The sequence below is a fragment of the Parasynechococcus sp. genome (assembly GCF_045559935.1).
Taxonomy (GTDB): Bacteria; Cyanobacteriota; Cyanobacteriia; order PCC-6307; family Cyanobiaceae; genus Parasynechococcus.
Map to the genome: position 1 here is coordinate 286,832 of NZ_JBJLJL010000008.1, position 24,465 is coordinate 311,296.

Sequence of the window (24,465 nt, forward strand, 5' to 3'; positions counted from 1 at the left end):
CGATCGATACCACCCCATCCTCTCGTAACGGACTGTGAAGCGCGGCTTCGGTGATCAGTTGGCTCCCGCCTGCTCCAGCACGCCCTTGCTGCTGGGAATGGCACCGGCCCGACGTGGGTCGATTTCCGTGGCCATGCGCAACGCCCGGGCGAAGGCCTTGAAACAGGCTTCCACGATGTGGTGGGAATTCACGCCGTCCAACTGGCGGATGTGCAGGGTGAGGCCACTGTTGTTCACCACGGCGACGAAGAATTCCTTCACCAGCTCGGTGTCATACGTGCCGATTTTCTGGGTGGGGATGCTGAGGCTGTAGCTCAGGTGAGGGCGGCCTGAGCAGTCGAGAACCACCTGCACCAGGGCTTCATCCAAGGGCGCCACGAAGTGACCAAAGCGGTGAATGCCGCGACGGTCACCCAGGGCCTGAGCCAGGGCCTGGCCCACAGCGATGCCCACATCCTCATTGGTGTGGTGATCATCGATGTGGGTGTCCCCCACCGCCTTGATCTCCAGATTGATCAGTCCGTGGCTGCTGATCTGATGGAGCATGTGGTCGAGAAAAGGAACTCCGGTGCTGGCCTGGCACTGACCGGTGCCATCCAGATCCAGCCGCACCTTCACATCGGTCTCGCCGGTGACCCGATGGATCTCTCCCTGCCGTGCCATCACCGCTGCTCAGCTGCCCTCATGCTGCCTCACATACCGGTGACGCAATAGCCCGCATCGACGTAGATGGTCTGACCCGAGATGCCACTGGCCAGATCACTGAGCAGGAAAGCAGCGGTGCCGCCCACCTCCATCTGGGTGACCGTGCGGCGCAGGGGCGCCTTCTCCTCCACGTTGTGAATCATCTCGAGGATGCCGCCGATGGCGGAGCTGGCCAGCGTGCGGATCGGGCCGGCACTGATGGCGTTCACGCGCACCTGCTTCTCCGGACCCAGCTCCGCTGCCAGGTATCGCACTGATGCCTCGAGGGCAGCCTTCGCCACACCCATCACGTTGTAGTTGGGGATGGCGCGCTCAGCCCCCAGGTAGGAGAGCGTGATCACCCCGGCTTTCTCGCTGAACAGCGGCTTGGCGTGGGCACAGAGTGGCGCCAGTGAGTAGGCACTGATGTCGAGCGAGCGGGCAAAGCCTTCGGCGGTGGTGGCGCTGTAATCGCCGATCAGTTCCTCCTTGCCGGCGAAGGCAAGACAGTGCACCAGACCATCCAGCACGCCCCATTTGTCCTTGATCTGCGCGAAGACACCGGCCATCTGCTCGGCGTCCTGCACATTGAGTGGCAGAAACAGGCTGGGCTCCAGCGGCGCTGTGAGCTCTCGCACCTTGGCTTCAAAGCGGCCCTTCTCATCCGGCAGGTAGGTGATGCCCAGCTCAGCGCCGGCAGCCTTGAGTTGCTGAGCGATGCCCCAGGCGATGGAGCGGTTGTTGGCGATGCCGGTGACGAGGATCTTCTTGCCGGTGAGATCAAGCAGCATCGGGACGGACCGGAACGGGTTCAGATCGCGCGATTCTCCCCCATCCCCCGCCAGGATCTCGGCTCGCTCGCTTCACAAGGCCGGTGCCCAGCACCCCGTCACCTCCCAGCCCTGGCGATCTGCCCCGTCAGTTCGCCTCACGAGACGCGCTTGAGGCGCTGCTGATCGAGGAATTCCCCAGCGCAGAGGGACCGCTCAGCCCGATTCCTGGTGGCCGTCAGGCCGCAGAAGCCAGATTGGCGCGGGTGCAGCCGTCCCGCTACGCCAAAAGCCGCAACCATCTGAACGGCGCCGTCACCGGCCTCTCCCCATACATCCGCCATGGCGTGCTGACGCTGGCGGAGGTGAAGCAGGCGGTCTTCCAGCGCATCCGGAAACGGGACGACGGCGGCAAGCTGATCAACGAGCTGGGCTGGCGCGACTTCTGGCAGCGGATGTGGCTCGATCTGGGCGACGGCATCCATGACGACCTGGAAGCGTTCAAGACAGGCCATGACGCCGCCAGCTACTCCCGGGAGCTTCCCGAAGACGTGCGCGAAGGCCGCACCGGACTGGCCTGCATGGATGGCTTCCGCGAGGAGCTCGTGACCACAGGATGGCTGCACAACCACGCGCGGATGTGGATGGCCGCCTGGCTGGTGCACTGGCGTCGGGTGCATTGGAAGGCCGGTGCCGACTGGTTCCTCGAGCACCTGCTGGATGGCGATCCCGCCAGCAACCACCTCAGTTGGCAATGGGTCGCCAGCAGCTTCAGCCACAAGCCCTACTTCTTCAACCGCGGAAACCTCGAGCGCTACAGCGATGGCCGCTACTGCGATGCATGCCCCAGCGCCGGCAACTGCCCATTCGAGGGCAGTTACGACCAGCTCGAGAGCCAGCTTTTTGCCCCGATGCCAGCCATTCGGGACGGCGGCAATGGCCCCACCCGGCGTGATGGTCGGGGTCGCAGCGGTGCCAGTGCCGCCCTGGCCCGCCCCAAGCGCTAGGTCCCGAACAACGTCATGACGATGCAACGACCGATTCTCTGGATTCACGAGGAGGCCCTGGGCCCTGCCAATCCCGCCCTGCGGGCGTGGCCGGACGCACCGGCTCTGTTCGTCTTCGACACCCATTGGATCGAAGCCAATCGGGTCAGCCGCAAGCGACTGGGTTTTCTGTACGAGGCGGCCCTGGAGCTACCCGTCACCCTGCGCAAGGGCGATGTGGCCTCTGAGGTGCTGGCCTTCGCAAGGCGACACGAGGCGGACGGCGTGGTGACCAGCTCCGCCGTGGATCCACGGTTGCAGCGGATCCTCCAGGCGATTGAAGCCGAGCTCCCCATCGCGGAACTGGCTCCCGATCCCTTTGTGGAGCTGCCCCGGCCACCACGACTCGGACGCTTCAGCCGCTACTGGCGCGAAGCGGAACCCGTCGTCTGGGCGGCCTACTGAAGCCCACGGGTGTCCCGCCGTTTCAGTTGGGGACGACATCCCCCAGCAGTGCCTTCTGTCTCTGAAGCTCCTCGTAGGGGTCGGTGAGCAGATCCTCCTCCTCCAGTGCCGGCAACTGAACCGGGGTCACTTCCACCTCAGAGCGTGGGGGATCCAGCCACTGCCAACGGGCATCGGGAGCGCGCTGCTTGCAGAGGGCTTCCAGCTCCTGCTGCAGGGATGAAACGACGGCATCCCGCGTCATGGCCTCGAAGAATTCCTGGCGGGTCGCCAATCCGGAGCTGAAGGGTGCTGAACCACGACCGTTGAACAGCCGGGCCGGATCCGGAAGCCATCTGGGCCTGCAGATGGAGGCATCCCGGGTGTCGGTCTCCAGAAAGATGTGCAGGCCGAAACCATCCGGCTGATTCACGACAGCCAGACCGTCGTGAGGCTCGTTGCGCTGCAGCGGATAGATGGTCCATCCCTCCTGCTGATCCTTGGATCCGCAGGCCAGCAGAGACAGGCACAGTCCCAGGCTCCATGCCGTCTGACACCAGCTTCGTCCCGGCATGACCCCACCTGAATGCCAGTGGACGCCATCCTGATGGAGAGCACCTGTTCCTGCAGCGGAGCCATGGCCCTGACCCCCTCGACGATGCTGCCCCTGGGCACGGATCTGCCGGACTTCCAGCTGCCCACGACCAGCGGGGCGTCCCTCAATCGTTCAGCCCTGGATCAGAAGCCGGTGCTGATGATGGTGATCTGTGCCCACTGCCCCTTCGTCAAGCACATCGAACCGGAGTTGACCCGGCTGGACCGGGATTACCGGGATCGGATCCAGCTTCTGGCTGTGAGCAGCAACAGCTTGATCACTCACCCGCAGGACGGAGCCGACCAGCTCATGGAGCAGGCGGAACGTCACGGCTGGAGCTTTCCTTACCTGATGGATCAGGACCAGACTCTGGCCCGCTCCCTGCGAGCCGCCTGCACACCGGAGTTCTATCTGTTCGCTGGCAGCCATGAGAGCAGCCCCCAGACGCTGCAGTACAGAGGCCAGCTCGACGGGAGCCGTCCCGGCAACGACCAGCCTCTCGATGGAAGCGACCTGCGGGCTGCTCTCAACGCAGTGCTCGCAGGCGAACCGGTGAACCCCGATCAGATTCCATCGGTAGGCTGCAATGTGAAATGGCATCCCGGCCTGGAGCCGGACTGGTTCGGCTGATCCAGGGCCTGAGGGGCGGCCTAAGGTGAGCGCCATGCACGTGCCTCCCTTCAGCCTCAGCCAGCAGATCACCGATCTCGGCACGGACCTCGAGAAGGCTGTTCTCGGTGTGCTGCGCAGCGGTCAGTACATCGGCGGGCCACAGGTCAGCACGTTTGAGCATGCTTTTGCCGACAACGTCGGCACGCGCCACGCCATCGGCTGCAACAGCGGAACCGATGCTTTGATCCTGGCCTTGCGGGCCATCGGGATCGGTCCTGGCGACGAGGTGATCACCTGCGCCTTCAGCTTCTTCGCCACGGCCGAAGCGATCAGTGCGGTCGGTGCGACACCGATCTTCGTGGATGTGGACCCGGAGACCTTCCTGATCGATCTGAATCAGATCGAGGCCGCCATCACCGGATCCACACGCGCGCTGATGCCGGTGCATCTGTTCGGTCGGCCGGTGGACATGACCCGTTTGATGGACATCGCTTCCCGCCATGGCCTGCGGGTGATCGAAGATTGCGCCCAGGCCACCGGAGCGACCTGGCAGGACCAGGCGGTGGGCAGCTTCGGCGATGTGGGCTGCTTCAGCTTTTTCCCCACCAAGAATCTCGGCGGCGCAGGCGATGGAGGCGCCGTCACCACCGATGACGACACCCTCGCCCAGACCATGCGGGAACTGGCCGTGCATGGGATGCCCCGCCGCTACCTGCATACGGCCCTGGGATACAACAGCCGGCTGGACGCCATCCAGGCTGCTGTGCTCAACGTCAAGCTGCCCAAGCTCAGCGAGTGGATCGACCGCCGTCGGGAGATCGCCGCGCGCTACCGGGAGCTGCTGTCTGATCTGCCCGGTATCACGCTTCCGACAGACGAAGAGGGCCACAGCTGGAACCAGTTCGTTGTGCGTGTCAGCAGTTGCCCCACCGGTCAGCCGACCTGTCAGGCCCAGTGCAGCCCCTCAGCGATCAGCAGCAGTCACGGACTGCCGGAGAGCTGCTGCCGTGACTGGCTGAAGGAGCGGCTGCAGGACGAAGGCATCAACACGATCGTGTACTACCCCATCCCGATTCACCGCCAGCCCGCCTACAGCCATCTGGGTCTCGAGCCCGGATCGATGCCCGCGACCGAGAGAACCTGCTCCCAGGTGCTCAGCCTGCCGATCTTCCCGGAACTCAATGAACTGGAGCAGCAGCAGGTTGTGTCTGTTCTCGAGCAACTGATCAACCCCACCTGCGACGTGAATCAGCCGCGGATGGTGGCGTAAAGCGCCTTGAATTGCGCCTGCTGACGCTTGTGCTCCACAAGCGGCTCGGGATAACCGCGCCGTTCCAGCGCGCCGATCTCGCCGCTGATCAGATCCCTGCTGCTGACGTGACGCAGCTCCGGCAACCAACGACGGATGTAGTCGCCATCGGCATCGAACTTGCTGGCCTGAGTGGCCGGATTGAAGATGCGCAGCGGTTTGGGATCCATGCCACTGCTGGCGCTCCATTGCCAGCCGCCGTTGTTGGCAGCCAGATCGCCGTCCACCTCCAACTCCATGAAGGCGCGTTCGCCCCAGCGCCAGTCACAGATCAGATCCTTCACCAGGAATGACGCCACGATCATGCGGCAGCGGTTGTGCATCCAGCCGCTCTGGTTGAGCTGGCGCATCGCCGCGTCAATGATCGGCATCCCGGTTTGACCCTCCTTCCAGCGCTCAAACCAATCGGTGTTGTTCTCCCATGGGAAGCGCCGCCACTGCTCGCGGTAGGGACCATCCGCCAGCTCGGGGAAATGGAACAGCGCCTGCTGATAGAACTCTCGCCACCCCAGCTCCTGCTCCCACACCCCGATGGCATGCCGCTGTTCATCGCTGCGGGCCTGCTCACGGGCCTCCAGGGCGGCACACCAGGCCTGACGCGGGCTGAGGGTGCCCACACTCAACGCCGCACTCAGATACGACGTGCCCACAACGCCAGGGAAGTTGCGGTCGGGCTCGTAGCCGAACAGGGCCCCATCACAGAACGACCTGAGCTGCTGCAGAGCCGCTGATTCGCCGGGGCGGCAGGGGCAGATCTCACTGCCCTGAAACCCGTGGCTGCCCAACAGGACATCCAAGGGGGCGGTATCAGGAACCACCCCCTGCTCCAGATCGAGGAGATCGGAGGGAGCTTCAACACAGATCGGCGGCTTGGCCTGCACCTGGCCGCGCCAGTTGCGCAGAAACGGGCCATAAACGCGGTAGGGGTCTCCTGCACCGGTCTTCAGCAGCTCGGGGGCGATCAGCAGCTGGTCCCAATCCACCGCCACCGTGCGGCCATCCGCCTGCAAGCGCTTGGCCACCTGCCGGTCCCGTTCCCGGGCATAGGGCTCCACATCGCGGTTCCACACCACCGACTCCGCCCCGATCTGTTCCGCCAGCTGCGGCAGCACCGCCACCGGATCCCCCTCGAGGATCAGCAACCGGCTGCCGGCCTCCCGCCAGCGCTGCTGCAGTTCGATCAGGCTCTCGATCAGGAACCACAGCCGAGCAGGCGCCATCGGAGGCAGTTGCTCAGGCGGATCGATCACATTCGGATCGAGCACATACACACCGGTCAGCGCAGGGCTGATCTCCGCCGCCGCCGCAAGGCCGAGGTTGTCCGCCAGGCGCAGATCACGGCGATGCCAGAACAGAACGCGAGGCGTTGTCATCCCAGGCCCAGCAATTGTTTGGCTCGATACCAGGCGGTGACGCTCTTGCCATCCAGCCATTCATCGCCGGATCCCAGCCGGGCATCCAGATCCATCGGCGTCATCAGCACCACCTCCAGATCTTCATCGTCATCCCCGGCTGGGGGATTCTCCAGAGGGGTGAGTTCCCGGGCAAGGAAGCAGTGGATCACCTCATCGGAGTAACCGGGGCAGGGCAGCATCGGACCCAGCGCATCCCAGCGGGCAGCGCTGTAGCCCGCCTCCTCCCCCAGCTCCCGCTGCATCGATTCCAGCGGATCCTCCCCTTCTTCCAGAGTTCCCGCAGGGAATTCCAGCAAGCGCGCCTGCACAGCGAAGCGGTACTGACGCAGCAGCACCACATGCCCATCCGGCGTGATCGGCACCGCCAGAGACGCGCCCGGGTGGCGGATCATCCCGAAGGTGGCTTCCACCCCCATCGGCAATCTGATCCGGTTGCGCTCGAAGCGGATCTTGCGGGCATCCACCGCTTCAACGGTGTCCAGCAGCTCGAAGGGCTCCGGGGCCGGCAGCGGCGCCATGGGATCAGGCCGATTGGCTCACCAGCATGGCGGGTGAGCGGCATCCATCGCCTGCAGCAGCGGCTCCATCACAAAAGCCCGCAGATGCAGCCGCGGATGGGGCAGCACCAACCGAGGATGCTCCAGGCGCAGTTCCCCCCAGAACAGCAGATCCAGATCCAGGGTGCGGGGGCCCCAGCGCTGCTCCTGCCCACGATCGCGGCCGAACTGCCGCTCCAGCTGGTGCAGGCGATCCAGCAGCAGCAGAGCTGCCGTTTCAGTCGGCTCAATCGCCATGCCGTCCACCAGCAGCACCGCATTGAGATAGTGCGGCTGCTCCACCGGCCCCACCGGGGCGGTCTCCAGCAACGCCGACCAGCGGCAGCGCGCGGGCTGCTCGGCCCAGGCCGTCAGTTCTGCCTCAAGCAGAGGCCGCACAGCCCTGAGGGTGTCGCGGGGCCAACCGACCGCACTCGGCTGGTTGGCTCCCAGGGCCACGGCCAGCGGGGCATCGTCCGTTGAGGGCATCAGCGAGACTGGCGCGCACATGCGGGCTGAACGCATCCATGGTGGCAAGCGGTGTTGCGGTGACCGACGACCGGGCGACCCGAGCCTTTCCCCTGGCTGCGATCACAGGCCACGGCACCCTCAAGCTCGCCCTGCTGCTGGCGGCCGTTGATCCAGGCCTGGGCGGCGTGGTGATCGCCGGTGGGCGCGGCACCGGCAAATCCGTGCTCGCCAGAGGCCTCCACGCCCTGCTGCCCCCCATCGACATCCTCGACGTCGACAACGGCGTCGGCCGGAACCTGGATCCCCTCAATCCGGAGGAATGGGATGCGGCCACCCGCGAGACGATCAGCGGAGACGCGCCCTCCCGGGTGATCCCGGCACCCTTCGTGCAGATCCCCCTCGGCATCACCGAGGACCGGCTGGTGGGGGCGGTGGATGTGACCGCGTCACTGGCCAGCGGCAGCGCCATGTTCCAGCCGGGCCTGCTGGCGGATGCCCACCGCGGCGTGCTCTACGTCGATGAACTGAATCTGCTCGACGACGGCATCGTCAACCTGATGCTGGCGGCCGTGGGCAGCGGCGAGAACCGGGTGGAACGGGAGGGTCTGAGCCTCAGCCACCCCTGCCGGCCCCTGCTGATCGCCACCTACAACCCGGAGGAGGGCAACGTCCGCGATCACCTGCTGGATCGCTTCGCCATTGCCCTCTCCGCCAACCAGCTGGTGAGCACCGAACAGCGGGTGGAGATCACCAATGCGGTGATCAGCCATGGCCAGTGCAGCCGCTCATTCGCAGAGACCTGGCGTGAGGAGACCGACGCCCTGGCCACGCAGTTGCTGCTGGCCCGCCAGTGGCTGCCGGATGTGCAGATCAGCCGCGAGCAGATCGAGTACCTGGTCACCGAAGCGATCCGCGGCGGCGTGGAAGGTCATCGCTCCGAGCTCTATGCCGTGCGGGTGGCGAGGGCCCACGCCGCACTCTCCGGCCGGGACAGGGTGGAGGCCGACGATCTGCAGGTGGCCGTGGCTCTGGTGATTGCACCGCGGGCCTCCCAGATGCCACCCCCGGATCAGCAGATGGAGCCCCCTCCGCCACCCCAGGACCAGGGGGATCAGCAGAACGAACAGGACAGCCCACCGCCGCCACCGGAGGGATCCGGCGAGGAGGAGAACGATCCGCCGGAGGACACCAGCGAGGACGACAGCACCGACGACAACGAGGGGGACGGCGAGGAGGATCAGACCCCGCCGGCCGTACCCGAAGAGTTCATGCTCGATCCCGAAGCGATCGACGTGGACCCAGACCTGCTGCTGTTCAATGCCGCCAAGGCCAAGAGCGGCAACAGCGGCAGCCGCTCGGTGGTGCTCAGCGACAGCCGCGGCCGGTACGTGAAACCGATGCTGCCCCGCGGTCCCGTGCGCCGGATCGCCGTGGACGCCACCCTGCGGGCTGCCGCGCCGTACCAGAAAATCCGGCGGGAACGGGAACCGGGCCGCACCGTGATCGTGGAAGAGGGCGATCTGCGTGCCAAGTTGCTGCAGCGCAAGGCCGGTGCGCTGGTGGTGTTCCTGGTGGATGCCAGCGGCTCGATGGCCCTGAACCGGATGCAGAGCGCCAAGGGCGCCGTGATCCGCCTGCTCACCGAGGCCTATGAGAACCGCGACGAGGTGGCCCTGATTCCCTTCCGTGGTGACCAGGCTGAGGTGCTGCTGCCCCCCACACGGTCGATCACCGCCGCCCGCCGCCGGCTGGAATCGATGCCCTGCGGCGGCGGTTCACCCCTGGCCCATGGCCTCACCCAGGCCGCCCGTGTGGGCGCCAATGCCCTGGCAACAGGTGATCTCGGCCAGGTGGTGGTGGTCGCCATCACCGATGGTCGCGGCAACGTACCCCTGAGCACCTCCCTCGGACAGCCCGTTCTGGACGGTGAAGAAAAACCTGACCTCAAGCAGGAGGTGCTGGACGTGGCGAGCCGTTACCGGATGCTCGGCATCAAGCTGCTGGTGATCGACACCGAGCGCAAGTTCATCGGCAGCGGCATGGGCAAGGACCTGGCCGAAGCCGCCGGGGGGCGATACGTGCAGCTGCCCAAAGCCAGTGATCAGGCGATCGCTGCCGTTGCACTGGATGCGATCAATGGGATCTGAGCTACCTGGAGGTCTCTGCCGGATAAAGCTCAGCGAACAGCTCACCGAGTCCGATGGTCACGCTGCGCAGGCCTTTCATGAACTCCTCATCTGAGGTGAGTTTCTCCACATCCCCTCCGACGGCATCGATCTTGGCAGTGAGGTCAGCAGCATTGGCCGCCGTCTGCCGCAACTCGTTCAGGGTCTTGGGATTGTCCAGAGCAGCCACGATGTTGTTCACGTGAGCCGAAGCCTTGACGGCATTGCCGGTGGCCGCATTCAGGTTCTCGATCATCGGCTCGACCTTGGCGGCCTCGGCCCGCAGCTGCTTCACCAGCAGCTCGATCTCCGCAACCGCCTGATCGGCGTTGTTCAGGAACAGTGAGGCATCCTTCGACGTGGTTTCGAACTGCTGGGTGGACTGCGCCAGAGCAGGGATGAGATTGGCTTTCTGGGCCTCAGACAGCAGAGCCTGAATGGTCTCGGTCACGGTGCTGAGGCTGGGGGCTTCCTGCCCCTGGATCGTCGCTCCATTGCAGAGCTGCCTGCTGCCAACACAGTCAGCCGCACTGGCCCGCGGTGCCTCTTCCGGCAGTGGCTTGCCCTTGCTGACCAGGGCAATGAGAGCATCTCCCCCCAGCAGAGAGCCGGAAGCGACCGTGGCGGTGACCGGCTGAGCCAGTTTCAGATCCCCTTGGTTGATCTCCAGATCCGCAACGACCGCTTCTGGAGTCACACGGATCGTCTTCACGGAACCCACCAGAATGCCCCTGTAGGTGACCGGTGAACGCTCCGCCAGGCCACCGGCATCAGCGAAACGCGCTGTCACCATCCAGGTGCTGGCCCCGAGCCGTACCCCCCGCATCCACAGAGCTGTCGCACCGAACCCGACGATGCCCCCAAGCACGGTGAAGCCGACGATGGCATCGCGGATGCTGCGTCGCATGGCGGTCAGGACTCCATGGGCTGCATGGGTCCGCGAAGACTACCTGTCCTGAACTGCTCCACGTAGGGGTTGTCGGTGCTGCGGAACTCCTCCACGGAGCCCTGCCAGCGAAAACTGCCGCCGTACAACATCACAACCCGTTCCGCCGATCGTTCGATCGTGCTGCGCACGTGGCTGACCACCACCGAACAGCCTCTGGCCACCGTTGTGGTCTTCACGATCAGATCCTCGATGCGGGTGCAAGCCACCGGATCCAGTCCAGCGGTGGGCTCGTCATAGAGCAGCAACGGCATGGCCTGGTCTCCGCGTTCCGGATCATCGACGAGAGCCCGCGCGAAACTGACCCGCTTCTGCATGCCACCGCTCAGCTCGGATGGGTAGAGATGGGCCACGTCGTAGAGGCCCACCGCCTCGAGGCAGGATTCCACCCGCTGGCGGATCTCCCGGGCAGTCATGCGTCCCCGCTCCCGCAACAGAAAACCGACGTTCTGCTCCACGGTGAGCGAAGCCAGCAGGGCAGGGTTCTGAAACACCAGTCGCACATCCGGAGGTCGGGTCTGATCCAGCCGCAGATAGGTCTGCTGCTTTCCGAAGAGACACAGTTCACCCTGCGTGGGCAGCTGAAGACCGGCCAACAGGCGCAGCACGGTCGACTTACCGGCGCCGGAAGGACCCACCACCGCCAGGCGCTCTCCAGGCTGCATCTGCAGATTCACCCGATCCAGCACTGGCCGCTGCCCCCACTGCATGGTGAGGTCGCGCATCTCAACGACGGGTTGGGCCCCAACCACAGGCATGAACGCACATGTGCTGCCATCTTTGCCCGACCGCCGAGTCTCCGTACAGTTCAGGGAATGCCGTGCTCGATCGCCCCTAAGCGCAAGTGACTACGCACAGCAAACGACGGGCCAGGGCGATACGGGCCCAGCGACGCAAGGATCTGGTGACCCGATCGCAGCGGGCGGTCCGCTGGCTCCAGCCGGGACTGGTGGTGAAGCGCTGGCTGCTCACCTCCGGACTCGGCCTGATGATGGCTCTGCTCGGAGCAGCCGTCTGGGCTGATCTCAAGCCGATCTACTGGATCATTGAGACCCTGAGCTGGATGTTGAGCACCATCACCACGGTGCTTCCGCGGGAGATCACGGGCCCGCTGGTGGTGATCGTCGGGATCGGGTTGGTGCTGTGGGGCCAGAGCCGCAGCTTCGGCTCCATCCAGCAGGCCCTGGCGCCTGACAAGGACACGGTTCTGGTGGATGCCCTGCGAGCCAAGAGCCGGCTGAACCGCGGCCCGAACATCGTCGCCATCGGAGGGGGCACCGGTCTCTCCACCCTGCTGAGCGGCCTCAAGCGCTACAGCAGTCACATCACCGCCATCGTCACCGTTGCTGATGACGGCGGCAGCAGCGGCGTGCTCCGTCGGGAACTCGGGGTGCTGCCCCCCGGAGACATCCGCAACTGTCTGGCGGCACTCTCCACCGAGGAGCCACTGCTGACAAGACTGTTCCAATACCGCTTCGCAGCTGGCAGCGGCCTCGAGGGCCACAGCTTCGGCAACCTGTTCCTCTCGGCTCTCACCGCCATCACCGGCAACCTGGAGACGGCCATCACGGCCTCCAGTCGCGTCCTGGCTGTTCAGGGCCAGGTGGTGCCTGCCACCAGTGCCGATGTGAGGCTCTGGGCGGAGTTGGAGAACGGAGAGCGGATCGAGGGGGAAAGCAACATCGGCAAGGCACCAAGCCCGATCGTTCGGCTCGGTTGTCTGCCGGAACGCCCGCCGGCTCTTCCCCGCGCTCTCGAAGCGATCGCCAACGCCGATCTGATCCTTCTGGGCCCCGGCAGCCTCTACACCTCGCTGCTTCCCAATCTGCTGGTTCCGGAGCTGATGTCGGCCATCCAGTCATCCCGCTCGCCAAGGCTCTACATCTGCAATCTGATGACCCAGCCCGGAGAGACCGACGGTCTGGATGTGGGTGGTCATCTCCGGGCGATTGAAGCCCAGCTGGCAAGCCTCGGCATCGACGACCGACTGTTCACCGCTGTGTTGGCTCAAGACAACGTGGAATCCTCCCCACTGGTCGAGCATTACCGAGCCCGCGGTGCGGAACCGGTCCGTTGCGATGCGGAGCGACTGCGGACGGAGGGCTATGACGTCACCCTGGCCCCACTCCAGGGGGCACGACCGACCGCGACACTCCGGCACGACCCCCGCAATCTCGCGCTCGCGGTGATGCGTTTCTACCGCAGCCACCGCAAGGATCAGACCCCACGGGACCGTGATCAGTAGGCGTCCTGCATCTCGTAGAAATCGGGCTGGATGTAGTCCTTGCGCAGGGGCCAGCCTTTCCAGTCCTCAGGCATCAGCAAACGTTTGGGATGCGGATGCCCCTCGAACTGGATGCCGAACATGTCGAAGGTTTCCCGTTCCTGCCAATCAGCTCCTCGGAAGAGCCCATAGATCGAGGGCAGAGTCGGGGTTCCTTCACGCGTGAGGAACACTTTCAGGCGCACTTCCCGAAGCGTGGATTCCTCTCCGGCGGCCATGGCCTGCACCTGTTCCCGCATGGCCAACAGGTGATAGAAGCAGACAAGGTGTTGTCCAGGACCTTCGTCGTAGCCGCCGTGGCACTGGAGATAATCGAATCCGTGGCTCTTCAGAGCCGCCGCGATGATTGGGAGGACTGCCGCATCCACACCGATCTGCTCGATACCGGAATGATCCGGATCGAGATGGTCATGCTCGAAACCCTGCTGGGTCAACCAGGTGCTGACAGGTCCGGGTTGTGCTGCAGCCAGAGATGACGAGTCGTCTTTCGGCGGAGTCGTGGGGGTTTCACTCATGAGTCGACAGCGTCGGCAACGGGGGTGAGAACAGCAGCATCCGTGGCCAGCAGTTGGCCTTCAGGGGCAGCCGCGAGAGCGGCACGCTGGGAATCAGCACGCAGGTAGGAACCTGTGACCTGGGCTTCAACCCGCTTCATCCGGTGAGAAACCGTGAAATAGCGATGCGTCTGCTGATGCTTGCGACGTTCGGCCAGGGACTCATCACCGACCTTCTTGCGCAGCTTGATCACGGCGTCAAAAATCGCCTCCGGACGCGGGGGGCAACCCGGGAGGTACAGGTCGACTGGGATCAGCTTGTCGACACCCCGAACAGCGGTGGTGGAGTCAGCACTGAACATGCCGCCAGTGATCGTGCAGGCCCCCATGGCGATCACGTACTTGGGCTCCGGCATCTGTTCGTACAAGCGGACCAGAGCCGGGGCCATCTTCATGGTCACGGTGCCGGCCACGATCAGGAGATCAGCCTGGCGCGGTGAGCTGCGAGGCACCAGGCCGAAGCGATCGAAATCGAAACGGGAGCCGATCAGAGCAGCGAACTCGATGAAGCAGCAGGCAGTTCCATACAGGAGGGGCCAGAGGCTGCTGAGCCGTGCCCAGTTATGGAGATCATCCAGGCTGGTGAGAATGACGTTCTCGCTGAGATCGTTGGTGACGGCGGGAGCTCCGATCGGCCCGCAACTGGCTTCCCTGAGATCGCGGACAGCGGTGATCGAGGGGCTTTGGATGGACGGAGTGGTTTCAGACATCATTCAGCTCCATTCGAGTGCGCCTTTGCGCCAGGCGTAGGCCAGGGCCACCAACAGGATGGCGATGAAGATCAGCGCTTCGATGAACGCGAGCAGACCGAGTCGGTGAAAAGCAACGGCCCACGGATAAAGAAACACGGTCTCGACATCGAAGATGACGAACACCAGTGCGAACATGTAATAGCGGATGTTGAACTGAATCCAGGCACCGCCGATCGGCTCCATGCCGGACTCGTACGTGAGTTGCCGTTCACCAGCCCGACTGCGCGGCGCCAGCAGTTTGTTGGTGATCAGGGCAAGTGCCGGAACCGCTGCAGAAATCAGCAGAAATCCGAGGAAGGCGTCATAGCCGGGCAGGGCGAACATGAACGTCCCCGTAGTCCGGTCCATTTTGGCATTCACTGCCAGCAGTTGACGCCGATAGAGTCACTCCGCATGACAGCACAGCGGTGAGCGACGATCCGGCGACTGACCAGCAACAGGCGATCGGACAGCCAGAGTCGATCGAACCTGCGGACGGTGCAGAAAAAGATCCCACCGAGACCGATCCCCGGACTCATCGCTTTGAGTGCCGGAGCTGCGGCTATGTGTACGACCCCGACGAAGGGGTCAAGAAAGTGGGCATCGAAGCAGGCACCGCCTTCGAGGACCTGGATCCGCTCAGCTTCCGTTGTCCGGTCTGCCGCAGCCGGATGCCGGCGTTCCGGGATATCGGCCCCCGCAGCAAGGCCAGTGGCTTCGAGGAGAACCTCAACTACGGCCTCGGTGTGAACCGACTGACCCCGGGGCAGAAGAATGTGCTGATCTTCGGCGGGCTGGCCCTGGCATTCGCCTTCTTCCTTTCGCTGTATTCCCTGCGCTGACCGGCATCACCATGAATCGCCTGCTCTCCTCCGCCGCCAATCTCCTTCTGGTGCTCGTGCTGGGCATCAGTCTCAGCGGCTGTGTCACGACCCGCCTGCCCGTTGCCACGTCCAGTCCCTGGCAGGCCCAGAACCTGGACACGGAATCGAACCCCCTCGATGTCGGCTTCACCGACCGCTCCCACGGTTTCCTGGTGGGCAGCAACCGGATGATCCAGGAAACGGACGACAACGGAGTCACCTGGAATGAGCGGAGCCTGGATCTGCCGGAGGAAGAGAACTTCCGCCTGATCAGCATCGATTTCAACGGCGACGAAGGTTGGATCGCGGGGCAGCCTGGCCTGTTGATGCACACGATCGACGGTGGCCAGAACTGGACCCGCCTGTTTCTGGACACGAAGCTCCCCGGGGAGCCCTACCTGATCACAGCGCTTGACAAGCACTCCGCCGAACTGGCCACCAACGTCGGGGCCGTCTACGAAACCCACGACAGCGGCGGCAGCTGGGAAGCGAAGGTCTCCGATGCGGCTGGATCCGTCCGTGATCTGCGTCGGCGCGAGGACGGCGGGTACGTCAGCGTCAGCAGCCTCGGCAACTTCTACGCCACCTGGGAACCGGGGGAGAGCGTCTGGCAGGTGCACCAGCGTGTCAGCAGCCAGAGACTGCAGAGCATTGGGTACCAGCCGGACGGGCAACTCTGGATGCTTGCCCGCGGCGCCCAGATCCGACTGAATGACGAGCCCGGCAATTTCGACAGTTGGAGCAAGCCGATCATCCCGATCACCAACGGCTACGGATACATGGACATGGGCTGGGATGCAGAGGGTGCCATCTGGGCCGGCGGCGGCAATGGAACCCTTCTGGTGAGCCGAGATGGGGGTGACAGCTGGGAAATCGATCCGGTTGGAGACCGGCAGCCCAGCAACTTCACCCGCATGGTTTTCGATGGCGATCGGGCCTTTGTGCTTGGCGAGCGGGGCAACCTGCTGCGCTGGGTGGGCAACGCTCTGTAACTGAGCCTGATCACCAGGCCCGCGATCCTTGGTCACCCCCTAGGATCTCCGGGCTGATACACCCCTAGCCATGGCTGCAGGCTCCACCGGGGAACGCCCGTTTTTCGAGATCATCACAAGCATCCGCTACTGGGTGATCCACGCCGTCACCCTGCCTTCGATTTTCCTTGCGGGATTCCTGTTCGTATCCACCGGTCTGGCGTACGACGCCTTTGGAACCCCCCGGCCGGACGCCTACTTCCAGGCGACCGAAAGCAAGGCCCCAGTCGTCAGCCAGCGCTATGAGGGCAAGTCGGAACTCGACGTCCGCCTGAAATAACCCCATGACACAGACACCGATCAACACCACGCCGCGCAACTATCCGATCTTCACGGTGCGTTGGCTGGCTCTCCATACCCTCGGCGTGCCCACCGTCTTCTTTCTCGGTGCCCTGGCCGCGATGCAGTTCATCCGCCGCTGATCCGATTCCATGGAACGCAATCCCAATCCCAACAACCTTCCGGTTGAACTCAACCGCACAAGCCTTTATCTGGGCCTGCTGCTGGTGTTCACCACCGGTGTGCTGTTCTCCAGCTACTTCTTCAACTGAGGTCTGACCCATGAGCAGCAAGAAGTCTCTGTATCCCGATGGCCGGATCCCTGATCGCCTTCCTGATGGCCGTCCGGCTGTGCCCTGGCGCTCCCGCTGGACCGAAGGTGTTCTCCCTCTCTGGCTTGTGGCAACGGCCGGCGGAATGGCCGTTCTGTTTGTGGTCGGTCTGTTCTTCTACGGCTCTTACACAGGGGTGGGTTCCGCCTGATCTCCAGAACCATTTCCGTGGTTCAACCGGTCCTGTGGACCGGTTTTTTCATGCCTGAATCTCAGACCTTGTAAAAATCGCGGTACCACCGGGCGAAACATTCCACTCCGGTTTCAATCGCCGTGCTGGGACGGAAACCCACCCACTGTTCAAGAGCCTGAGTATCAGCGGCCGTGGCCACCACATCTCCCGGCTGCATCGGCTGAAAATCCTTGATCGCCTCCCGTCCAAGGGCTCCCTCCATCACCTCGATGAAGCGCAGCAGCTCCGTGGGCTGGCTGTTGCCGATGTTGAACACCCGGTGGGGCGCAGCCGCCGTCGCCGGGTCCGGCTGAAGCGGGTCAAAGTCGGGATTCGCGGAGGCCGGCTTGTGGCAGCAGCGCAGCACTCCCTCGACGATGTCGTCGATGTAGGTGAAGTCGCGCTGCATCCGACCGTGGTTGAACACCTTGATCGGCTCACCGGCCAGGATCGCCCGGGCAAACAACATCGGGGCCATGTCCGGTCGTCCCCACGGCCCGTACACCGTGAAAAAGCGCAGGCCGGTCGCCGGCAGACCGTAGAGATGGCTGTAGGTGTGCGCCATCAGCTCATTGGCCTTCTTGCTGGCGGCGTAGAGGCTCACCGGATGGTTCACCGGCTGCCGCTCGTGAAAGGGCAGATTGCGGTTGCCGCCGTACACCGAACTGCTGGAGGCATACACCAGGTTCCCAACCGCGTGGTGCCGGCAGCCCTCCAGGATGTGGCCGAAACCCACCAGGTTGCTCTGGATGTAGGCCGCTGGGTTCTCCAGCGAATAACGGACCCCTGCCTGCGCCGCCAGATTCACCACCACCTGCGGCCGCTCCGCCGCGAACAGGGCCATCAGGGCCTCACCATCCTCCAGCGCCATCGGCTCAAACCGCCAGGCTCCGGCCGGTGCAATGGCCTCGATCTGGCGCAGACGGGCCTGTTTCAAGGCCGGGTCGTAGTAGCTGTTGAGGTTGTCGAGTCCGACCACCCGATCACCCTGGGCCAGCAGCCGCTGTGAGAGCGCAGCACCGATGAAGCCGGCAGCACCGGTGACCAGAACCGTGCGTGCCATCAGCCCTCGCCGTCCCCGACACGCCAGAAACTGAGACCCGCGGCGCGCACCTGATGCGGATCACTCACCGCGCGGGAATCGAACACCCAGGCCGGCCGGCGCATCCGAGCGGCCAGATCAGCCCAGTTGAGCTGGCGGTACTGACGCCACTCCGTGAGGATCAGCACCGCATCTGCACCGCTGACAGCCTCTTCCACGGAACCCGCCAGGGCCCAGCTGCCCGTCCCGCTGAGGGCGTCTGCCGCCGCTGCCGCCTCCTGCTTCAGATCCCGGGCGATCTGAACCGGGTCCACCTTGGGATCGTGAATCGCCAGCTGCGCTCCCTCCTCCAGCAGATCACCGCAGATGCGGATCGCCGGCGCCTCGCGGGTGTCGTTGGTGTCCGCCTTGAAGGCGAAACCGAGAATCGCCAACCGCTTGCCGGTCACCGTGCCGAACAGCTTCTGCACCACCAGCCGCGCGATCCGGTGCTGCTGCCAGGTGTTGAGAGCCACCACGCTCTCCCAGTAATCAGCCACCTCCGGCAGGCCGAAATGGCGGCAGAGGTACACCAGGTTGAGGATGTCCTTCTGGAAGCAGCTGCCGCCGAACCCAGGGCCGGCGTTGAGGAACTTGGGCCCGATGCGACTGTCGGTGCCGATCGCCCGCGCCACTTCGCGCACATCAGCGCCACTGGCTTCACAGAAGGCCGCGATCGAATTGATCGAACTGATCCGCTGAGCCAGGAACGCATTGGCCGTGAGCTTGGAGAGTTCACTGCTCCAGAGATTGGTGCGCAGGATCTGCTGCTGCGGCACCCAGTGGCTGTACACCGCCGCCAGAGACTCAATCGACTCAGAGTCCTCGCCGCCGATCAGCACCCGGTCGGGCGATTCCAGATCCCGGATCGCCGTGCCTTCCGCCAGGAACTCAGGATTGGAGAGCACCGAGAAGCTGCGGCCCTGATCATCCGCCTGGGCTGCCTCCAGGATCGTCTTGATCGCCGCGGCCGTGCGCACCGGCAGCGTGCTCTTCTCCACCACGATCGTGTGTCCCGTCGCCGCCTGAGCGACGGTGCGGGCACAGGCTTCCACCCAGCGCAGGTCACTGGCCTGCCCGGCTCCGAGCCCCTTGGTCTTGGTTGGGGTGTTCACCGAAATGAACACCATGTCCGCCGCCGCGACGGTGGCTTCCACCGCCGTTGAGAAGCTGAGGTTGCGGCCCCGGGCACGACCCACCACCGCATCCAGACCCGGCTCATAGACAGGAAGCTTGCTGAGATCGGCATCGTTCCAGGCATCGATGCGCGACTGGTTGATGTCCACCACCGTCACCTGGATCTCCGGGCAGCGGTCGGCGATCACAGCCATCGTCGGGCCGCCCACATAGCCCGCGCCGATGCAGCAGATGCGTTGAACCGTCACGCGCGCAGATCCACCTCAAGTTCGAGGACCTTACGGAAGGAGTCGATGGTCGGGCCCAGTCCCTGCTCCAGTGGCACAGTCGGCTGCCAACCCAGCTCCTGCCTTGCCAGATCGATCAGAGGGCGTCGCTGACGGGGGTCGTCCTGCGGCAACGGCTTTTCAATCAGCGGCAAATCAGGATCGATGCGATCCCGCACCAACTCCGCCAACTGACGAATGGTGAACTCCCCTGGATTTCCGAGATTCATCGGACCGGTGCCGTCACCGTTCATCAAGCGGATCAGCCCTTCAATCAGATCGCTGACATAACAGAACGAACGGGTCTGGGAACCATCGCCGAAGACGGTCAGGGGCTGACCTCTCAGCGCCTGCACGATGAAATTGCCAACCACCCGACCGTCATCGATCAACATGCGCGGGCCATAGGTGTTGAAGATGCGTGCCACCCGCACCTCCACGCCATTCATGCGCTGATAGTCGAAGCAGAGGGTCTCGGCGATGCGTTTGCCTTCGTCGTAACAGCTGCGGATCCCGATCGGATTGACGCAGCCCCGGTAACTCTCCGGCTGAGGATGCACCTCCGGGTCGCCGTACACCTCACTGGTGCTGGCCAGCAGCAGCCGAGCTCCCACCCGCCTGGCCAGGCCGAGCATGTTGTAGGTGCCAAGAAAACTGGTCTTGGCCGTTTTCACAGGATTCGTTTGGTAGTGAATCGGCGAAGCCGGACAGGCCAGATGCCAGATCCGATCCACCTCCAACTTGATGGGCTCCGTGACGTCGTGGCGGATGAGCTCGAAACGGGGATGGCGGATCCAGCGCTCGATGTTGCGCTTGCGGCCCGTGAAGTAGTTGTCGAGGCAGATCACCTCCTCACCCGCCTCCATCAACCGATCAATCAGATGGGAGCCCAGGAACCCGGCCCCGCCGGTGACGAGATGAATCCGCATCTCAGGGGGTGCGCAGCACGTCCACGATCGCGGCAATCTCCGCCACTGCCCAGCTGACCTCCTCCCCCTGTCCGAGCAACGGCTTCAGCCGCACCTCAGCACGGTCCGCCTCGTCATCGCCCAGCACCAGGGCCCAACGGGCACCGCAACGATCCGCCCGTTTGAACTGCTTGCCGAAGGCCGATCCCGACCCGTCCAGTTCGACGGTCAGGCCAGCAGCCCGCAGAGCGCGAGCCAGCGTCAGAGCCATGGTCTCCGCCTGGTCGCCGCGATTGACCACGTAGGCATCGGGTACGGACGAGCCCACCAACCGAGCCGCCGCCCCGTTCGGAGCCGCCATGGCGGCCGCCTCCAGCACCAGCAACAGCCTCTCCATGCCCAGAGCCCAGCCGACGGCTGGAGTGGCCGCTCCACCCAGTTGTGCGATCAGACCGTCATACCGACCGCCCCCACAGACGGTGGCCTGCGCCCCCAGCTGATCGCTGGTGATCTCAAAGGCGGTATGGCTGTAGTAATCCAGGCCCCGCACCAGCCGCGGATTGAGCCGATAGGGAATGCCCAGGGCGGTCAGCCCTTGCTGCACGGCTTCAAACCGCAAGCGGCTCTCGGGGCTGAGGGCATCAGCCAGGGTTGGTGCCTGCTCGAGCAGGGCCTGGGTGTCCTTGTTCTTGGAATCGAGAATTCGCAGCGGATTGCTGGTCAATCGCGCGCGGGAGTCCTCATCCAGCTGCTCCAGCCGCTGCTCGAGCCAATCCACCAGAGCCTTGCGATAGGCCTGACGATCGTCCGCCGAACCGAGGCTGTTGAGCTCCAGCTCCAACCCGCCGACGCCGAGGCTGGCCAGCAGATCCCAGGCCAACGCGATCACTTCCACATCACTGCGGGCACTCTCCGCCCCCAGCCACTCCACACCGATCTGGTGAAACTGACGCTGTCGTCCGGCCTGGGGCCGCTCGTAGCGGAACATCGGGCCGGCATACCAGAGCTTCTGGGCGCCCTGGCTCAACAGTCCGTGCTGCAGCGCCGCACGCACCACCGATGCGGTTCCCTCCGGCCGCAGCGTGCAGGCCCGCTCACCGCGATCGGTGAAGCTGTACATCTCCTTGCCCACCACATCGGTGCCTTCGCCGATGCCGCGGCAGAACAGGTCGGTGGTTTCCAGCAGCGGCGTGCGGATCTCGCCGAATCCGGAACGGCGGAACTGCTCACGGGCAACGGCTTCCACCGCCTGCCAGCGCTCCAGAGCCTGCGGCAAGAGATCCACCATGCCTCTGAGGCTCTGCAGCTGCGACACGGCATCAGATCGGAACAGCGCCTCAGTTTGCCGTTTCAGCCGGCGATGCTGCCGCTGGCCACCAGATCCATCAGCGCCAGCTGCCGGGCGACACACACCTCCCGGTCATACAGCTGTTCCACATGACGACGGGCGGCTTCTCCGAGAGCTCTGGCCCTCGGCCGGTTCTGCAGAAGTTCGGCCACGGCCTCCGCAAGATCCCCTGGAGAGAAGAAGTTCACGAGCAAACCACTGTGACCATCGCGAATCACCTCGCGAACCGGAGCCGTATCGGAGCCGACGACGGCACAACCGCAGGCCATCGCCTCCAGCAGGCTCCAGCTCATCACGAAGGGATAGGTGAGATACACATGACAGGCACTCAGCTGGAGCAGTGGGATAAATGAGCTGTAAGGGAGCGTGCCGGTGAAATGCACCCTCGACGGGTCGTATCGCCCCTCGATCTCCGCCAGGAAACGATCACGCCACTCGCCGTCCGGGCAGGCCGCTCCGTAGCTGACCCCGGTGGTCTCGCCGACAACGATGATCCGGGCATCCGGACAGCGCTTCTGAAGAGCCGGCAGGGCCCGGATGAAGGTATGACAGCCGCGGTAGGGCTCCAATCGTCGGTTCACGAAGGTGACGACGGGCTGGCCAGCCTCAAGCCGAGTGCCATCAGGCAGGGTCATGGGCGCAGGCGAAGGGTCCGGCACCGCGCGGGCCATGTCCACCCCGTCATGAATGACGCTGATCCGTCTGCGCCAATGCTCCGGGAAGCTGCTCGCCTGAAAGTGGGTTGGCGAGATATTCCAGGTTGATTGCTCCAGCGTGACGTGCAGATAAGCATTTTTCATGATCAATTTCGCCTTCCTCTGCCAATCACGTTCGGGCTCAAACTCGGAGTCAAAATTGGTGTCAAAACCATGCTCCTGATAAAAGAATTCCTGGTAACTGAGCATCGGAACCTCAGGCCATACGGTTCGCAGGAAAAGAGCTTCGCCCCAACCTGGGTGCACACAGATCAGATCGGGAACAAATCCCTTTCCCTTCAAACGCCAAGCGGCCTCTGCAACCGCCTCGGCACGAATCACCTTCGATTCTGTTTCCACCACGAGCGGATGCGCGTCTTCAGCATTGCCGCGCTTCAGTGGATAACGAAAATAATGAACAGAATCGGGGACCATGCGACTGGTATCCATCGACTGGATTCCGAGAGCGACAATCTGATGGCCACCCTGTTGTGCCAGCCTCTGAACGATATGAATGTATTGACCAGGAAAGTTCTGATGAACAAAAAGAACTCTCATCTCATCCCATCAGAGGCGCTGAAGCGATTCCGCCTTGTCCTGGAATTCGCCGAGCAGCAGTTGCAGATAGGAAACCTTGCGCAGCTTGATGTTCGCCGTGAGGCTCATACCCACCTGCAGAGGCAGTGACGTGCCGCTCTTGAGTTTCAACTGCTGCTGCTGCAGTTCAACGGTGACCGGAAAGCTGAGTTGTTCACGCTGTTCCTGAGGGTCCGGAGGCAGAGCATCGGAACCGATCTTGGTGACCTTGCCATTCAGCACACCGAAATCGGTTGACGGATAGGAATCGATGCTGATGTCAGCATCCATGCAGATCGAGAGATCCTGCGGGCAACCCGGCTTGCCCTCCTGTCCCTGAGGAAGTTTGACGAAACCGATCTTGTTGCTCGGCACCTCAACTTTCGCCTCCAAGGAACCATAAGGAACGACTTTCATCACCGTCTGGGTGGACTGGGCTGTGAATCCGGTGGACGTGGGCTTGAGATCAAACACCACGCCGTCCACCGGGGATTTGAGCTGCTGATACCGCAGGGTCACACGCGTTTCAGCAAGCTTCGCCTTCAGATCAGCCTCCTGGGACCGGGTCTGCTGGATCGCCTGCTGCAGTTGCGTGATGTTCTGATTCAGGATGGCTGATTGTCTGTCCCGATCGACGCGGGTCTGCATCAGGCGACCACGGGTCTCCTCAACGGTGTTTCTCTGCTGAAGCAGTTGCAGCTCCGGCGTGGCTCCCTGGCGGGCCAGTTCCTCCAGACGTCCGAGGATGTCCGAGGCCAGAACGAGATTTTTCTCGAGCATCGCCACCTCCTCTCGATTCATCGCGAGGTAATCGCGGAGCTCCTTGCGTTTCAGACTCAGTTCATCGTCCTTGAGTTGAAGGTTGTTCTGAAGCGCCTGCATCTGGGTCTGAAGAGATCGCTGCTGCTCTTCACTCGCTTCGGTGTCCAGTTTCATCAACACCTGCCCGGCTTTCACCTGCTCCCCCTCCTTCACCAGGATTTCGTCAGCAACGCCCCCGACAGGCATCTGAATGTCCTTCACCGAGCCGATCGGCTCCAACTTTCCTGTCGCCACGACGATCTCTTCGGTTCTCGCGAGAGCCAACCAGGCCACACCGAACACCGTGGTGCCGATCAGCGTCCATGTGACGGTGCGCATCCAGAAGCGCCCCTGCTGAAGCACGGACTCATCGAATCGCGTGATCGACACCGTTTCGCCGTTCACGTCCTGCACACCGTTGGTCGGCTGCGCCAGGCCGGTGGAATCATCGCGTTTAAAAGGGTTGAGTTTCAT

Annotated in this window: 29 protein-coding genes and 1 pseudogene; 12 read left to right on the forward strand and 18 right to left on the reverse strand. The window is 63.8% G+C overall.

The features are described 5' to 3' along the window. Positions 1–54: 54 nt before the first annotated feature. Complete coding sequence (hisB, locus tag ACJ0G7_RS06085) at positions 55–663, reverse strand: imidazoleglycerol-phosphate dehydratase HisB (RefSeq protein WP_043694484.1); 609 nt, start codon at positions 661–663, stop codon at positions 55–57. A 29-nt stretch (positions 664–692) separates the two neighbouring features. Further along, positions 693–1,475, reverse strand: coding sequence for an enoyl-ACP reductase FabI (gene fabI, locus ACJ0G7_RS06090; RefSeq protein WP_407395426.1), 783 nt, complete (start codon positions 1,473–1,475; stop codon positions 693–695). An 83-nt stretch (positions 1,476–1,558) separates the two neighbouring features. Here fabI and ACJ0G7_RS06095 point away from each other — a divergent pair, with 83 nt between their 5' ends. Beyond that, the gene (locus ACJ0G7_RS06095; protein ID WP_407395427.1) at positions 1,559–2,461 is read left to right on the forward strand and encodes an FAD-binding domain-containing protein; all 903 of its coding nucleotides are present in this window, start codon (positions 1,559–1,561) and stop codon (positions 2,459–2,461) included. A gap of 15 nt (positions 2,462–2,476) precedes the next feature. Then, on the forward strand, positions 2,477–2,905 hold the full coding sequence (locus ACJ0G7_RS06100; RefSeq protein WP_043694477.1) for a DNA polymerase: 429 nt from the start codon (positions 2,477–2,479) through the stop codon (positions 2,903–2,905). A gap of 22 nt (positions 2,906–2,927) precedes the next feature. On the opposite strand, the gene ACJ0G7_RS06105 is transcribed toward ACJ0G7_RS06100, so the two are convergent. After that, positions 2,928–3,458 carry a hypothetical protein gene (locus tag ACJ0G7_RS06105; RefSeq protein ID WP_407395428.1) on the reverse strand — a complete coding sequence of 177 codons (531 nt, stop codon included), beginning with the start codon at positions 3,456–3,458 and terminating at the stop codon, positions 2,928–2,930. 12 nt (positions 3,459–3,470) lie between these two features. Here ACJ0G7_RS06105 and ACJ0G7_RS06110 point away from each other — a divergent pair, with 12 nt between their 5' ends. Further along, positions 3,471–4,109: a thioredoxin family protein gene (locus tag ACJ0G7_RS06110; RefSeq protein ID WP_043694473.1), complete on the forward strand. Its 639-nt coding sequence runs from the start codon at positions 3,471–3,473 to the stop codon at positions 4,107–4,109. Positions 4,110–4,143: 34 nt separating this feature from the next. Further along, positions 4,144–5,361, forward strand: coding sequence for a DegT/DnrJ/EryC1/StrS family aminotransferase (locus ACJ0G7_RS06115; protein WP_407395859.1), 1,218 nt, complete (start codon positions 4,144–4,146; stop codon positions 5,359–5,361). On the opposite strand, the gene ACJ0G7_RS06120 is transcribed toward ACJ0G7_RS06115, so the two are convergent. The 3 genes from ACJ0G7_RS06120 to folK are packed head-to-tail and all read right to left on the reverse strand — an operon-like array spanning position 5,340 to position 7,840. After that, a complete protein-coding gene (locus ACJ0G7_RS06120; RefSeq protein WP_407395429.1) occupies positions 5,340–6,773 on the reverse strand; it encodes an FAD-binding domain-containing protein in 1,434 nt (477 codons plus the stop codon). The genes ACJ0G7_RS06115 and ACJ0G7_RS06120 overlap by 22 nt on opposite strands. Continuing rightward, positions 6,770–7,333: an NUDIX hydrolase gene (locus ACJ0G7_RS06125; RefSeq protein ID WP_043694467.1), complete on the reverse strand. Its 564-nt coding sequence runs from the start codon at positions 7,331–7,333 to the stop codon at positions 6,770–6,772. The genes ACJ0G7_RS06120 and ACJ0G7_RS06125 overlap by 4 nt, the downstream gene beginning before the upstream one ends. 18 nt (positions 7,334–7,351) lie before the next feature. Then, positions 7,352–7,840, reverse strand: a complete 489-nt coding sequence (folK, locus tag ACJ0G7_RS06130) for a 2-amino-4-hydroxy-6-hydroxymethyldihydropteridine diphosphokinase (protein WP_407395430.1) — start codon at positions 7,838–7,840, stop codon at positions 7,352–7,354. Between the two features lie 38 nt (positions 7,841–7,878). Between folK and bchD the strand changes: the two genes are divergently transcribed. Then, complete coding sequence (gene bchD / locus ACJ0G7_RS06135; RefSeq protein WP_407395431.1) at positions 7,879–9,969, forward strand: magnesium chelatase ATPase subunit D; 2,091 nt, start codon at positions 7,879–7,881, stop codon at positions 9,967–9,969. 1 nt (position 9,970) lies between these two features. Here bchD and ACJ0G7_RS06140 read toward each other — a convergent pair whose 3' ends face one another. Together ACJ0G7_RS06140 and ACJ0G7_RS06145 are read right to left on the reverse strand one after the other, a co-directional pair. After that, positions 9,971–10,894, reverse strand: coding sequence for an MlaD family protein (locus tag ACJ0G7_RS06140; RefSeq protein ID WP_407395432.1), 924 nt, complete (start codon positions 10,892–10,894; stop codon positions 9,971–9,973). Positions 10,895–10,899: 5 nt separating this feature from the next. After that, positions 10,900–11,658: an ABC transporter ATP-binding protein gene (locus tag ACJ0G7_RS06145; RefSeq protein ID WP_253912743.1), complete on the reverse strand. Its 759-nt coding sequence runs from the start codon at positions 11,656–11,658 to the stop codon at positions 10,900–10,902. Between the two features lie 119 nt (positions 11,659–11,777). On the opposite strand from ACJ0G7_RS06145, the gene yvcK reads away from it, so the two are divergent. Beyond that, positions 11,778–13,178, forward strand: a complete 1,401-nt coding sequence (yvcK, locus tag ACJ0G7_RS06150; RefSeq protein ID WP_156957172.1) for a gluconeogenesis factor YvcK family protein — start codon at positions 11,778–11,780, stop codon at positions 13,176–13,178. Here the strand turns inward: yvcK and ACJ0G7_RS06155 are convergent. From ACJ0G7_RS06155 to ACJ0G7_RS06165, 3 genes are read right to left on the reverse strand one after another with little or no spacing between them, the layout of a single operon-like run. Next, positions 13,172–13,732 (reverse strand): NAD(P)H-quinone oxidoreductase subunit J, encoded by a 561-nt coding sequence (locus tag ACJ0G7_RS06155; RefSeq protein WP_407395433.1) that lies wholly within the window; start codon positions 13,730–13,732, stop codon positions 13,172–13,174. The genes yvcK and ACJ0G7_RS06155 overlap by 7 nt on opposite strands. Further along, entirely contained in the window at positions 13,729–14,481 is a 753-nt protein-coding gene (locus ACJ0G7_RS06160) for an NADH dehydrogenase subunit K (RefSeq protein WP_407395434.1), read from the reverse strand. Before ACJ0G7_RS06160 ends, ACJ0G7_RS06155 begins: the two co-directional genes overlap by 4 nt. A gap of 3 nt (positions 14,482–14,484) precedes the next feature. Beyond that, positions 14,485–14,847: an NAD(P)H-quinone oxidoreductase subunit 3 gene (locus ACJ0G7_RS06165; protein WP_043694457.1), complete on the reverse strand. Its 363-nt coding sequence runs from the start codon at positions 14,845–14,847 to the stop codon at positions 14,485–14,487. 119 nt (positions 14,848–14,966) lie between these two features. On the opposite strand from ACJ0G7_RS06165, the gene ACJ0G7_RS06170 reads away from it, so the two are divergent. The 6 genes from ACJ0G7_RS06170 (at position 14,967) to ACJ0G7_RS06195 (ending at position 17,158) form a co-directional block, all read left to right on the forward strand. Beyond that, complete coding sequence (locus ACJ0G7_RS06170) at positions 14,967–15,344, forward strand: rubredoxin (RefSeq protein ID WP_253912868.1); 378 nt, start codon at positions 14,967–14,969, stop codon at positions 15,342–15,344. A gap of 11 nt (positions 15,345–15,355) precedes the next feature. Next, entirely contained in the window at positions 15,356–16,357 is a 1,002-nt protein-coding gene (locus ACJ0G7_RS06175; RefSeq protein ID WP_043694449.1) for a photosynthesis system II assembly factor Ycf48, read from the forward strand. A 70-nt stretch (positions 16,358–16,427) separates the two neighbouring features. Continuing rightward, positions 16,428–16,676, forward strand: coding sequence for a cytochrome b559 subunit alpha (gene psbE / locus ACJ0G7_RS06180; protein ID WP_043694445.1), 249 nt, complete (start codon positions 16,428–16,430; stop codon positions 16,674–16,676). A 4-nt stretch (positions 16,677–16,680) separates the two neighbouring features. Further along, positions 16,681–16,818 carry a cytochrome b559 subunit beta gene (gene psbF, locus ACJ0G7_RS06185; RefSeq protein WP_043694437.1) on the forward strand — a complete coding sequence of 46 codons (138 nt, stop codon included), beginning with the start codon at positions 16,681–16,683 and terminating at the stop codon, positions 16,816–16,818. A gap of 9 nt (positions 16,819–16,827) precedes the next feature. Next, on the forward strand, positions 16,828–16,947 hold the full coding sequence (locus tag ACJ0G7_RS06190; protein ID WP_043694434.1) for a photosystem II reaction center protein L: 120 nt from the start codon (positions 16,828–16,830) through the stop codon (positions 16,945–16,947). Between the two features lie 10 nt (positions 16,948–16,957). Further along, complete coding sequence (locus tag ACJ0G7_RS06195; protein WP_043694431.1) at positions 16,958–17,158, forward strand: photosystem II reaction center protein J; 201 nt, start codon at positions 16,958–16,960, stop codon at positions 17,156–17,158. 61 nt (positions 17,159–17,219) lie between these two features. Here ACJ0G7_RS06195 and ACJ0G7_RS06200 read toward each other — a convergent pair whose 3' ends face one another. The 7 genes and pseudogenes from ACJ0G7_RS06200 to ACJ0G7_RS06230 all read right to left on the reverse strand — a co-directional run bounded on the left by ACJ0G7_RS06200 (position 17,220) and on the right by ACJ0G7_RS06230 (position 24,465). Next, positions 17,220–18,242: an NAD-dependent epimerase gene (locus ACJ0G7_RS06200; protein WP_407395435.1), complete on the reverse strand. Its 1,023-nt coding sequence runs from the start codon at positions 18,240–18,242 to the stop codon at positions 17,220–17,222. Beyond that, the gene (locus tag ACJ0G7_RS06205) at positions 18,242–19,645 is read right to left on the reverse strand and encodes a nucleotide sugar dehydrogenase (RefSeq protein ID WP_407395436.1); all 1,404 of its coding nucleotides are present in this window, start codon (positions 19,643–19,645) and stop codon (positions 18,242–18,244) included. The genes ACJ0G7_RS06200 and ACJ0G7_RS06205 overlap by 1 nt, the downstream gene beginning before the upstream one ends. Continuing rightward, positions 19,642–20,592, reverse strand: coding sequence for a UDP-glucuronic acid decarboxylase family protein (locus ACJ0G7_RS06210; protein ID WP_043694423.1), 951 nt, complete (start codon positions 20,590–20,592; stop codon positions 19,642–19,644). The genes ACJ0G7_RS06205 and ACJ0G7_RS06210 overlap by 4 nt, the downstream gene beginning before the upstream one ends. A 1-nt stretch (position 20,593) precedes the next feature. Continuing rightward, a complete protein-coding gene (hisS, locus tag ACJ0G7_RS06215; RefSeq protein ID WP_407395437.1) occupies positions 20,594–21,886 on the reverse strand; it encodes a histidine--tRNA ligase in 1,293 nt (430 codons plus the stop codon). Positions 21,887–21,921: 35 nt separating this feature from the next. Continuing rightward, positions 21,922–22,554 (reverse strand): glycosyltransferase, encoded by a 633-nt coding sequence (locus ACJ0G7_RS06220; RefSeq protein ID WP_407395861.1) that lies wholly within the window; start codon positions 22,552–22,554, stop codon positions 21,922–21,924. 42 nt (positions 22,555–22,596) lie between these two features. Beyond that, positions 22,597–23,172: pseudogene (locus ACJ0G7_RS06225) on the reverse strand (glycosyl transferase family 1); the annotation flags it as partial. Positions 23,173–23,181: 9 nt separating this feature from the next. Further along, entirely contained in the window at positions 23,182–24,465 is a 1,284-nt protein-coding gene (locus ACJ0G7_RS06230) for an HlyD family secretion protein (RefSeq protein WP_407395438.1), read from the reverse strand.

Coding starts and splice junctions, on each gene's coding strand:
- hisB (WP_043694484.1), bottom strand. CDS start 663: ATGGCACGGCAGGGAGAGATCCATCGGGTCACCGGCGAGACCGATGTG.
- fabI (WP_407395426.1), bottom strand. CDS start 1,475: ATGCTGCTTGATCTCACCGGCAAGAAGATCCTCGTCACCGGCATCGCC.
- ACJ0G7_RS06100 (WP_043694477.1), top strand. CDS start 2,477: ATGACGATGCAACGACCGATTCTCTGGATTCACGAGGAGGCCCTGGGC.
- ACJ0G7_RS06105 (WP_407395428.1), bottom strand. CDS start 3,458: ATGCCGGGACGAAGCTGGTGTCAGACGGCATGGAGCCTGGGACTGTGC.
- ACJ0G7_RS06110 (WP_043694473.1), top strand. CDS start 3,471: ATGCCAGTGGACGCCATCCTGATGGAGAGCACCTGTTCCTGCAGCGGA.
- ACJ0G7_RS06115 (WP_407395859.1), top strand. CDS start 4,144: ATGCACGTGCCTCCCTTCAGCCTCAGCCAGCAGATCACCGATCTCGGC.
- ACJ0G7_RS06120 (WP_407395429.1), bottom strand. CDS start 6,773: ATGACAACGCCTCGCGTTCTGTTCTGGCATCGCCGTGATCTGCGCCTG.
- ACJ0G7_RS06125 (WP_043694467.1), bottom strand. CDS start 7,333: ATGGCGCCGCTGCCGGCCCCGGAGCCCTTCGAGCTGCTGGACACCGTT.
- folK (WP_407395430.1), bottom strand. CDS start 7,840: ATGCCCTCAACGGACGATGCCCCGCTGGCCGTGGCCCTGGGAGCCAAC.
- bchD (WP_407395431.1), top strand. CDS start 7,879: ATGGTGGCAAGCGGTGTTGCGGTGACCGACGACCGGGCGACCCGAGCC.
- ACJ0G7_RS06140 (WP_407395432.1), bottom strand. CDS start 10,894: ATGCGACGCAGCATCCGCGATGCCATCGTCGGCTTCACCGTGCTTGGG.
- ACJ0G7_RS06145 (WP_253912743.1), bottom strand. CDS start 11,658: ATGCGCGACCTCACCATGCAGTGGGGGCAGCGGCCAGTGCTGGATCGG.
- ACJ0G7_RS06155 (WP_407395433.1), bottom strand. CDS start 13,732: ATGAGTGAAACCCCCACGACTCCGCCGAAAGACGACTCGTCATCTCTG.
- ACJ0G7_RS06160 (WP_407395434.1), bottom strand. CDS start 14,481: ATGTCTGAAACCACTCCGTCCATCCAAAGCCCCTCGATCACCGCTGTC.
- ACJ0G7_RS06165 (WP_043694457.1), bottom strand. CDS start 14,847: ATGTTCGCCCTGCCCGGCTATGACGCCTTCCTCGGATTTCTGCTGATT.
- ACJ0G7_RS06175 (WP_043694449.1), top strand. CDS start 15,356: ATGAATCGCCTGCTCTCCTCCGCCGCCAATCTCCTTCTGGTGCTCGTG.
- psbE (WP_043694445.1), top strand. CDS start 16,428: ATGGCTGCAGGCTCCACCGGGGAACGCCCGTTTTTCGAGATCATCACA.
- psbF (WP_043694437.1), top strand. CDS start 16,681: ATGACACAGACACCGATCAACACCACGCCGCGCAACTATCCGATCTTC.
- ACJ0G7_RS06190 (WP_043694434.1), top strand. CDS start 16,828: ATGGAACGCAATCCCAATCCCAACAACCTTCCGGTTGAACTCAACCGC.
- ACJ0G7_RS06195 (WP_043694431.1), top strand. CDS start 16,958: ATGAGCAGCAAGAAGTCTCTGTATCCCGATGGCCGGATCCCTGATCGC.
- ACJ0G7_RS06200 (WP_407395435.1), bottom strand. CDS start 18,242: ATGGCACGCACGGTTCTGGTCACCGGTGCTGCCGGCTTCATCGGTGCT.
- ACJ0G7_RS06210 (WP_043694423.1), bottom strand. CDS start 20,592: ATGCGGATTCATCTCGTCACCGGCGGGGCCGGGTTCCTGGGCTCCCAT.
- ACJ0G7_RS06220 (WP_407395861.1), bottom strand. CDS start 22,554: ATGACCCTGCCTGATGGCACTCGGCTTGAGGCTGGCCAGCCCGTCGTC.
- ACJ0G7_RS06230 (WP_407395438.1), bottom strand. CDS start 24,465: ATGAAACTCAACCCTTTTAAACGCGATGATTCCACCGGCCTGGCGCAG.